The 9,944-nt window shown below is 36.7% G+C and carries 12 protein-coding genes and 1 pseudogene; 10 read left to right on the top strand and 3 right to left on the bottom strand.

Annotated features, from left to right (window positions below; translation table 11 throughout):
* The 3 genes from DN389_RS18905 to murC form a co-directional block, all read left to right on the top strand.
* Positions 1-1,610, top strand: a 1,610-nt coding sequence (locus DN389_RS18905) for a DNA translocase FtsK (RefSeq protein ID WP_149237464.1), incomplete at its 5' end; no start/stop codon positions are given.
* Positions 1,611-1,671: 61 nt separating this feature from the next.
* Positions 1,672-2,790 carry a nicotinate phosphoribosyltransferase gene (locus DN389_RS18900; protein ID WP_149237463.1) on the top strand — a complete coding sequence of 373 codons (1,119 nt, stop codon included), beginning with the start codon at positions 1,672-1,674 and terminating at the stop codon, positions 2,788-2,790.
* Positions 2,791-3,043: 253 nt separating this feature from the next.
* A complete protein-coding gene (gene murC, locus DN389_RS18895) occupies positions 3,044-4,354 on the top strand; it encodes a UDP-N-acetylmuramate--L-alanine ligase (protein ID WP_000219461.1) in 1,311 nt (436 codons plus the stop codon).
* Positions 4,355-4,409: 55 nt separating this feature from the next.
* Here murC and DN389_RS18890 read toward each other — a convergent pair.
* Positions 4,410-5,072: pseudogene (locus DN389_RS18890) on the bottom strand (HAAS signaling domain-containing protein).
* The gene (locus DN389_RS18885) at positions 5,069-5,413 is read right to left on the bottom strand and encodes a PadR family transcriptional regulator (protein ID WP_000414140.1); all 345 of its coding nucleotides are present in this window, start codon (positions 5,411-5,413) and stop codon (positions 5,069-5,071) included. The pseudogene DN389_RS18890 and the gene DN389_RS18885 overlap by 4 nt, the downstream one beginning before the upstream one ends.
* Before the next feature lie 146 nt (positions 5,414-5,559).
* Between DN389_RS18885 and DN389_RS18880 the strand changes: the two genes are divergently transcribed.
* The 5 genes from DN389_RS18880 (at position 5,560) to DN389_RS18860 (ending at position 7,707) form a co-directional block, all read left to right on the top strand.
* The gene (locus tag DN389_RS18880; protein WP_060486601.1) at positions 5,560-6,108 is read left to right on the top strand and encodes a GNAT family N-acetyltransferase; all 549 of its coding nucleotides are present in this window, start codon (positions 5,560-5,562) and stop codon (positions 6,106-6,108) included.
* Complete coding sequence (locus DN389_RS18875) at positions 6,105-6,596, top strand: GNAT family N-acetyltransferase (RefSeq protein ID WP_097856820.1); 492 nt, start codon at positions 6,105-6,107, stop codon at positions 6,594-6,596. The genes DN389_RS18880 and DN389_RS18875 overlap by 4 nt, the downstream gene beginning before the upstream one ends.
* A 77-nt stretch (positions 6,597-6,673) precedes the next feature.
* Positions 6,674-7,078, top strand: a complete 405-nt coding sequence (locus tag DN389_RS18870) for a PH domain-containing protein (protein WP_088123540.1) — start codon at positions 6,674-6,676, stop codon at positions 7,076-7,078.
* Positions 7,075-7,257: a hypothetical protein gene (locus DN389_RS18865; RefSeq protein ID WP_088123539.1), complete on the top strand. Its 183-nt coding sequence runs from the start codon at positions 7,075-7,077 to the stop codon at positions 7,255-7,257. Before DN389_RS18870 ends, DN389_RS18865 begins: the two co-directional genes overlap by 4 nt.
* A 15-nt stretch (positions 7,258-7,272) precedes the next feature.
* On the top strand, positions 7,273-7,707 hold the full coding sequence (locus DN389_RS18860; protein WP_149237462.1) for a hypothetical protein: 435 nt from the start codon (positions 7,273-7,275) through the stop codon (positions 7,705-7,707).
* A gap of 40 nt (positions 7,708-7,747) precedes the next feature.
* On the opposite strand, the gene DN389_RS18855 is transcribed toward DN389_RS18860, so the two are convergent.
* A complete protein-coding gene (locus DN389_RS18855) occupies positions 7,748-8,863 on the bottom strand; it encodes an aminopeptidase (protein WP_098190994.1) in 1,116 nt (371 codons plus the stop codon).
* Positions 8,864-9,050: 187 nt separating this feature from the next.
* Between DN389_RS18855 and DN389_RS18850 the strand changes: the two genes are divergently transcribed.
* On the top strand, positions 9,051-9,563 hold the full coding sequence (locus DN389_RS18850) for a DUF948 domain-containing protein (RefSeq protein ID WP_001197725.1): 513 nt from the start codon (positions 9,051-9,053) through the stop codon (positions 9,561-9,563).
* Positions 9,563-9,889: a bacillithiol system redox-active protein YtxJ gene (gene ytxJ / locus DN389_RS18845; RefSeq protein ID WP_046956174.1), complete on the top strand. Its 327-nt coding sequence runs from the start codon at positions 9,563-9,565 to the stop codon at positions 9,887-9,889. Before DN389_RS18850 ends, ytxJ begins: the two co-directional genes overlap by 1 nt.
* Positions 9,890-9,944: the final 55 nt, after the last annotated feature.

The following is a 9,944-nucleotide window of genomic DNA, read 5'->3' as shown; positions in this document are numbered from 1 at the left end:
TAGAATCACGAGTGGAAGAACAACCAGTGCAACAAGAGGTAGTAGAACCACAAGTGGAAGAGAAATCAATGCAGCAAGTAGTGGTAGAGCAAGTACAAAAGCCAACTTCAAGTACGGAAGTACAAGAGAAAGCATATGTTGTAAATCAAAGAGAGAACGATATGCGAAATGTATTGCAAACACCACCGACATATGCAATTCCGCCATTAACATTGTTGTCAATTCCGCAGCAGGCAGCGTTAGATAATACGGAATGGTTGGATGAACAGAAAGAATTATTAGATACAACATTTAATAATTTCCACGTTGGTGCACATGTTATTAACGTATCACAAGGTCCAGCGGTAACTCGTTTTGAAGTACAGCCAGACCCAGGTGTGAAAGTAAATAAAATTACAAACTTAAGTGATGATATTAAACTGAGTTTAGCAGCGAAAGATATTCGTATTGAAGCACCGATTCCAGGGAAGAGTGCGATTGGAATCGAAGTTCCAAATAAAGAAAGTAAGCCAGTATTTCTTCGTGAAATTTTAAGAAGTCCTGTGTTTACAAAGAGCGAATCACCGCTTACAGTTGCGCTAGGACTTGATATTTCAGGCGATCCAATTGTAACGGATATTCGAAAAATGCCACATGGACTTATTGCGGGTGCAACGGGTTCTGGTAAAAGTGTGTGCATTAACGCAATTTTAACGAGCATTTTATATAAAGCGAAACCGCATGAAGTGAAGTTAATGTTAATCGATCCGAAGATGGTTGAGCTTGCACCATACAATTCTGTTCCACATCTTGTAGCACCTGTTATTACGGATGTAAAAGCAGCGACAGCTGCATTAAAGTGGGCGGTTGAAGAAATGGAGCGTCGTTATGAATTGTTTGCGCACGCTGGTGCTCGTGATTTAACTCGTTATAATACGATTGTAAGTGGGCGAGAAATTCCAGGAGAGACATTACCTTATATCGTTATTGTCATTGACGAGTTAGCCGATTTAATGATGGTAGCACCTGGTGATGTTGAGGAAGCGATTTGTCGTATTGCGCAAAAAGCACGTGCTTGTGGTATTCATTTATTAGTAGCAACGCAGCGTCCGTCTGTAGATGTTATTACAGGTTTAATTAAGTCAAACATTCCAACGCGTATTGCGTTTACTGTATCATCTCAAGTTGATTCGCGTACGATTATTGATATTGGGGGCGCGGAGAAATTACTTGGCCGTGGTGATATGCTATTTTTAGGAAACGGTACGTCTAAACCAGTTCGTGTACAAGGTGTATATGTATCGGATGATGAGATTGAGAAAACAGTTGATCATGTGAGAAAGCAAATGAAGCCGAATTACTTATTTAAGCAAGAGGATTTATTAGCGAAAACAGAACAAGCTGAGTCGGAAGACGAATTGTTCTTTGATGCATGTCAATTTGTTGTAGAACAAGGGGGAGCGTCCACATCTTCTGTACAGCGAAAATTCCGCATCGGTTATAATCGCGCGGCACGTCTCATTGAAGAGATGGAATCGCAAGGGATTATTTCTGAAGGAAGAGGAACGAAACCGAGAGATGTCCTTATTTCTGAGGATGAATTCGCTGCTATGCAGGAAACAAATGTATAGTAAACGGTTTTGCTGTATACTAATAGAAAATGTTGGATAGTAAAGTAGGGAGTAAAGCGACATGAAAGAAATTGAATTAAAATTAAAAGGTGAAATAAATAGACTAACAAATAGAACATTTAAATTTGACGAACGTGTTGGAGAAGGTTGGTTCTCTGCCGTTTACTTTTTAAAGACTAGAGAAATCATTGAAGAATTTCGCCCGAAAAGTGTTGTGACGATGCAATTTTTCCAAAAGGAAAATGCAGTTCTTTGCGGAACAGATGAAGTGATTGCGTTGCTACAAACATTCGCCAAAAATCCTGAGGAACTTGAGATTAACTCTTTAAAAGATGGCGATAATATTAGTCCGTTTGAAACAGTGTTAACAATTCATGGTCCTTATGAAAATTTCGGATTTTTAGAAGGTGTCATTGATGGGATTTTAGCCCGTCGTACATCAGTTGCGACAAACGTATATAACGTTGTCCAAGCTGCGCGTAGCGTAGATAAAGAAAAACCAGTTATTTTCATGGGAGATCGTGACGATCATTATACGCAACAAGCTGGTGACGGTTATGCAGCATACATCGGAGGTATGAGCGCACAAGCGACGCATGCGATGAATGAATGGTGGGGCAGAAGTGGTATGGGGACAATGCCTCACGCATTAATTCAAATGTTTAATGGTGATGTTGTGGAAGCGGCAAAAGCATATCATAAGAAATTCCCAGAAGATGAATTAGTTGTATTAATTGATTACAACAATGATGTCATTACAGATGCACTTCGCGTAGCGCGTGAATTTGGATTAACATTAAAAGGTGTACGTGTAGATACGTCGCGCACGATGATTGATCAATACTTCATTCGCCACCCAGAAGTACTTGGAACATTCGATCCACGTGGTGTAAACCCATCGCTTGTATTCGCACTTCGTAAAGCACTTGATGAAGAAGGATTCCAGCATGTAGACATCGTTGTAACTGGTGGATTTGATGAGAAGCGTATTCGTGAATTTGAAGCTCAAAACGTACCTGTTGATATATACGGAGTAGGAAGTAGCTTATTAAAAATGAATATTGGCTTTACTGGTGATAACGTAGAATTAAATGGAAAACCAGAAGCGAAAGCTGGTCGTAAATATCGTCCAAACCCACGTCTAGAGCGTGTTCAATTAGAAAAAAGAGAAGATATGTAAAAGAGAGAAAAACTGATAGGTGATTGACCCTATCAGTTTTTCTGTTATCATAGTATAGCGGCTTCTTTTTTGCTATAATGGATTTGTTATGGACATAAAAAAGAAGTACGTACGAGTTTATCCTGATAAGTGAAGGGAAAGAATAACTTCACTACATCAAAAATGTATGATGATTACCAAAATAAGAAAAGATTCATATACTGTCTTATAGATAGGCCGTTGTATTAGTTCGAAATGTTGGAGGTTCTTTAAGATGACAGTTTACCATTTTGTAGGAATTAAAGGAACAGGAATGAGTTCATTAGCTCAAATTCTTCATGACATGAAGCATACTGTTCAAGGGTCTGATTATGAAAAGCGTTTCTTTACACAAACAGCGTTGGAAAAGCGTAATATCTCGATCCTTCCTTTTGATAAAAATAATGTAAAAGAAGGACAAGTGATTATTGCAGGAAATGCATTTCCTGATACGCATGAAGAAATCGTAGCAGCAAAAGAATTAAACATCCCAGTACATCGTTACCATCACTTCTTAGGTGACCTTATGAACCAATACACAAGTGTTGCTGTAACTGGAGCACATGGAAAAACATCAACAACTGGTTTGTTAGCCCATGTAATGCAAGGTGCACATCCTACATCTTACCTCATTGGAGATGGAACAGGGCATGGGGTAGAAAATAGTAAGTATTTTGTATTTGAAGCTTGTGAGTATCGTCGTCATTTCTTGTCTTACAATCCAGACTATGCAATTATGACAAACATTGATTTTGATCATCCAGATTATTTCTCAGATATCAACGATGTATTCAATGCATTCCAAGAGATGGCATTGCAAGTGAAAAAAGGTATTATTGCATGTGGAGATGATGAAGAACTTCAAAAAATTCAAGCGAAAGTACCTGTTATTTTCTATGGATTTGGAGAAGATAATGATTTCCAAGCACGTAACATTCAAAAGAGAACAGATGGTACTATTTTCGATGTATTCGTTCGTAATACGTACTATGACACGTTCAAAATTACAGGATACGGCAACCACAGCGTATTAAATGCATTAGCAGTAATCGCGCTTTGCCATTATGAAAACGTTGATGTAGAAGCAGTGAAGCATCAGTTAACAACTTTTGAAGGCGTAAAACGTCGCTTTAATGAAAAGCCAATGGGGGAGCAAGTTATTATCGATGACTACGCACACCATCCGACAGAAATTAATGCAACGATTGAAGCAGCTCGTCAAAAACATCCAGAGCGTGAAGTTGTCGCTGTATTCCAGCCACATACATTCTCACGTACAGAAAAGTTCTTAGATGAGTTCGCTGAAAGCTTAAGCAAAGCTGACCAAGTATACTTATGTGATATTTTCGGATCAGCGCGCGAAAACAAAGGTGAATTAACAATCGAAGATCTGCAAAAGCGTATTGACGGTGCAGAACTAATTACAGATACAACAACGGATGTATTAAAGAAACATAAAAACGGCGTTCTAATTTTCATGGGCGCAGGAGACATCCAAAAATTCGAAGCAGCTTACGTAAAAGAAGTTCAAGTTGCAGAGAAGTAATAGAAAAGACGCATAGCTGTGGCTGTGCGTCTTTTTTTGTTGTGTTCGATATATTTTAAAAAGCGTTGATATGTTGGTATTGTTTATTCTTTTTGTAGAGTTGTTTTAATAAGACGATATATAGTGAACTAACAAGTACATATCCAATTAAATAATAGAATGAAAACATATCGAATTGTTTTGTTATCATAATTCGAATCGCGAAAAATGCAAATGGAAGTGCGATTAAAAGCCTTGAGCTAATGGAAATTATTGTTTTAAAGTATTTTAATAAGTCTGTATTCCAATGATTTTCTCTACAGATAAACCAAATGTTGCTTGCAATAAAAGCTAGTACAAATGGTAAACTGGCTGAAATATTGATGAAACCTAATACGATAGGAACTGATAGAGCGCCAAGTGGACCGATAGATAGGCCGGAATAATATTTAATAAATGTATTTGTAGATTGCTGTGCATTTTGAATAACGTCTGTATATTCTGCTGCAATTTCCTATGCTAATTCTTTTGGAGGAAGAAATTCTTCAATAACGTGTTGAGGGATGAGTGCTGATGGTATCCCATCATTTTCTTTACATAATGCATTTTCGTATAAATCAGATTTGATTTCTAGTACATGTTGTTCTCTTGCTGATGTAGGTAAGTTCGTTAAACCTTTATGAAGATCGTGTAAGAAAGAAGCTATGAGTTCATTTGAAAAGAATTGTTCTTTGTTCATTTTTTATCCTCTCCTTTAGCTAGTAACATTAGAGCATGATACACTGCATCATAATCATGTAAGCGACTATTTAAAATTTCTCTCCCTTCGTCTGTAATTCGATAGTATTTTCTTTTTGGGCCATCACCGGACTCTTCCCAATAGGAAACAGCCCAATTGTTTTTCGTGATTCGATTTAATATAGGGTAAATCGAACCGTTCGGGATATGAAACACAGGGATATCTTGTAAGGCACTTGTAATTTCGTATCCGTACATAGGTTGTTTACTTATTAAAGACAAAATAGCGAGATCAAAAACACCTTTACGTAATTGAATTATAAAATTATCATTTTTTTCCATACTTTAACTATATATGATTCATATCTAGATATCAATCATATATAGTTGTTATTCTTATATAAAACCGAAAAAAGTGTGAATATTTAACATTTTATACCTGGAAATGTTAGAATAATAAGAAAAATAAAAAGGGGGGACGAAAAAAAATGTTCACACTCCGAGTAGACGACGAAATCGAATTACAGTTATTAGAGAAGCATCATAAAGAGGAACTATATCAATTAATAGACCAAAACCGTAATCATTTACGAAGATGGCTTCCTTGGGTAGATGGGATGAAATCTGCTGGTGCGTATGATGAAATTTGTCCGATGTGGTTAAAGAAGTTTGCAGAGGGAGACGGTTTTGAAAGTGGTATACGTTACAAAGGAAAGCTCGTTGGGATGGTAGGTATTCATCCAGTAAGTTGGGGGAAGAAAGCGGCCAGTCTCGGATATTACCTGGCAGAAGATGCTGGTGGGACAGGTATTATGACGCGTAGCGTGAAAGCTGTACTTCACTATGCATTTGAAAATTTAAAATTAAATAAAATAGAAATTAGATGCGGTGTTGAAAATGTGAAAAGCCGCGCTATTCCAGAGCGTTTAGGTTTTAAGTTAGATGGTATTTTAAGAGATGATGAATGGCTATATGATCATTTTCACGATATCGCTGTATATAGTTTACTAGCTTCAGAGTGGAAGGAGATTCGATGAACGAGAAAATACGCATTATTCCGTATGAAAGTACGTTTCAAGATGAAGTAGTAGATCTTATCGTTCATATTCAGCAAAAAGAGTACAATGTCCCCATTACGAAAGAAGAGCAGCCAGACCTGCTTGAAATAGAAACATTTTATCAAAGGAATCATGGAAACTTTTGGGTAGCAACTTATGATGATAAAGTAGTTGGAACAGTAGCTTTATTAGATATTGAGAATCAGCAAGTAGCGTTAAGAAAAATGTTCGTAAAAAAAGAATTTCGCGGAAAAGAGTGGGGCGCATCATATAAGTTGCTCCAAACAGCAATTTCGTGGGCTGAGAATAAAAAGCTGAAAGATATTTACTTAGGAACGACAGTGAAATTTTTAGCAGCACATCGCTTTTATGAAAAGAATGGTTTTCAAAGTGTGGATATAGAAGATTTGCCAAAAAGTTTTCCAGTGTTACAGGTGGATAAGAAATTCTATAGATATATTGTTTAAGAAGGTCATGTAGAAATGGCCTTTTTTTATGAACTAAAATGGAAAAAGTGGTATAATTTGGGGTAGGGGGTGCGTGTATGAACATTCCGATTCAAAGAAGTAAATCGGTAGTAATTTTCGTTTGTCTCACGTTAGTTTTTATGTTCGTATATCCGCTTGTCATGATTATCTCAAATAAAGAGCAGTGGATGTCAGCGTTAATTGGAATGGGTTTATGTTTCCTTGTAAATGTACCACTCGTTTGGGAAGTATTTATTAAAAAGCATAAAGTAGAAAATGGTGTATTAAAGTACGGTATTTTAAATGATGATATCGTATTGAAAGAGATAAGAATCATTCGTCAAGTTGGTAAATATCTTGAAATAACGACGAATGCATACAAAGTACATATGGTGGCGATGCCGCAACATATGAATGAATTTTTGGCGCTTATTGAGAAAGAGAACCCAAAGGTAAAAATAGAAATGGTAGGTAAGATATGAAATATGTAAAACCATTGTTTTGTTTGGAAATTTTGTTTGTGCTTGTTGGCTGCACTAGAGTATATATGAAATGGGATTTGCCTCTATATGTACCAATATTAATAGGTACTATCGCAGTGGCGCTTTTATATTATTTTCATTTTCAGCAAACAAAAAACGAAAAAAGTAGCTCTATGTAATTAGGAGGATTAGAAATGAAAAAAGTCCTTATGTTATTTTTACTTCTGCTAACCGCATCCGTTCTTTTAATAGGGTGTGGTGCGAAGAAGGAAAAGGCTGATATGAACTTTGATAAGGCACAAAAGGTTGAGATTGAATTACTTACGGATTCAAGTGATAAAAAAGTAATTACTGATAAGAAAGAAATTGAAAAGCTGTTTGAAGTCATGAAAATGGATAAGTGGGAAATGCAGTCGGCTCCTTTAGATACTCCGCAAGGGAAAACATTTAAAATGTACCAAGAGGATACCAAAAAATTATCGGAGTCGAGTAATGATAAAAAAGAGTTACATGAAATTGGTACGATGACAGTATATAAAGATGTCCCTTATGTCGAAGTTGAAATGAAAAATAAGAAAATGAGTTTTAAAGTGCCAGAAGATGTGGCGAAAGATTTATTAAATTATTAATAAAAAAACGCTCGGAGAAAATTCCGAGCGTTTTTATTTATTATTTTAAGTTCTCTGGATTTAAAGCTTCTAGTTCAGATACAACGAAGCGTCCGTCTTTACGGATTAGTACGTCGTCGAAGTAAATTTCGCCGCCGCCGTATTCAGGGCGTTGGATGCATACTAGATCCCAGTGAATGTTCGAGTTGTTACCGTTCCATGCATCGTCGTAAGCTTGTCCAGGAGTGAAGTGGAAGCTGCCATCGATTTTTTCATCGAATAGGATGTCTCCCATTGGATGTAAGATGTATGGGTTTACGCCAATTGCGAACTCACCAACGAAGCGTGCGCCTTCGTCTGTATCGAAGATTTTGTTAATGCGCTCCGTATCGTTTGCAGTTGCTTCAACGATTTGACCGTTCTCAAATTTAAGTTGTACATTTTCAAATGTATAACCGTTGTAAGGAGATGGTGTGTTGTAAGAAACTGTACCGTTAACAGAATCGCGAACTGGTGCAGAGTATACTTCACCGTCTGGAATGTTTAAATGACCTGAGCATTTAATAGCTGGAATGTCTTTAATAGAGAATGTTAAGTCAGTTCCAGGTCCAGTTAGGCGAACTTTATCTGTTTTATTCATTAATGTAACAAGGCTATCCATCGCCTTATCCATTTTACCGTAGTCTAAGTTACAAACTTCGAAGTAGAAGTCTTCGAAAGCTTCTGTGCTCATTTTAGCAAGCTGCGCCATAGAAGCATTTGGGTAGCGAAGAACAACCCAACGCGTTTTCGGAACGCGGATGTCTCTATGAACTTTCTTACCAACTGTTTGACCGTGAATTTGCATTCTTTCACTTGGCACGTCAGCTTGTTCGTTAATGTTATCGCCAGAGCGAAGACCGATATAAGCGTCCATATCTTTCATTACGCGTGCTTCATATGCAGCGATTTGTTCAAAATGTTCTTCAGTAGCACCCATTAATAAAGAGCGATCTACTTGATGATCTTTTAAAGAAACGAATGGGAAACCACCAGCTGCATATGCTTCTTTTACAAGTGCAGTTACAAGTTCTTTTTGTAAGCCAAAGTTTTCAATTAATACTTTTTCCCCTTTTTGTAAGCGGATAGAGTAGTTAATCAAATTGTATGCTAACTTTTCAATGCGTGGATCTTTCATATGTAAAGCCTCCCTACTAATTATGTATCCTCTCCTATTGTAACCTACTTAGTGGAATTTGTTGAATCATTTATGTTAAAGTTAACGAATAAGTATGAAAATTCTAATGAAAAGATAGGGATTAGAACGAAACGGAAAATGATTGTATAATAGGAGAAAGTATGAAAAAGATAAAGGAAGTGATGAAATGCAAGTTCTTTTATATGTAAGTGCGGCTATTATCGCGGTTGCTTTCGCTGTATTAGTAGTATATGTATGCAGAACGTTGTTATCGGTTCAAAAGACGTTAGAAAACGTTGCAAGCACGTTAGAAGGTTTAGAAAAGCAAATGCAAGGGATTAGCGTAGAGACGGAGCAATTATTACATAAAACAAATGCGTTAGCTGATGACATTCAACAGAAGTCACAATCATTAAATAAAGTAGTATCGGGTGTAGATGGAATTGGAACGACAATCCATTCTTTAAATACGAAACTTCGTAATGTATCAGATTCTGTTACGGACGAAATTGAAAATAATGCCGATAAAGTAGCGCAAGTTGTACAGTGGAGTAGCGCAGCAATTGAAGTATACAATCATTATCGTGCGACAAGACAAGAGAAAAAGGTTGAAAAAGAAGAGCGTAAATTAGAAAGACTTGAGAAAAAAGCTGAAAAGAAAGAAAAGCGCTCTAGACTTCGTATGAGAGGTGAATCGTGATGAATATGACAAAAATTGAAGCAATTGAAGAACTTGAAGTATTAGTAGAAAAAAATGAGCCGTATGTTCTTTTTAAACATAGTACAACATGTCCGATTAGTCACGGTGCATATACAGAATTTCAAGCGTATTGTAGTGAAGAAAGAGCAGTACCAGCGTATTACTTATACGTACAAGATGCGAGAGATGTTTCGAATCGTGTTGCAGAACAGTACAGCATTAAACATGAATCTCCGCAAGTGTTATACATAAAAGATGGGATGGTAGTATGGAATACGTCTCATTGGAACATTAAAAAAGACGCTTTAGAAGAGAATATTAAGTAAAAAGAAGCAAGCTAAAGGTGCTTGCTTCTTTTTTTTGTTTTTGTTGAAATATATT

This window comes from Bacillus sp. AY3-1, assembly GCF_008368785.1.
Lineage (GTDB): Bacteria > Bacillota > Bacilli > Bacillales > Bacillaceae_G > Bacillus_A > Bacillus_A wiedmannii.
This window is presented reverse-complemented; position numbering and strand designations above follow the sequence as displayed.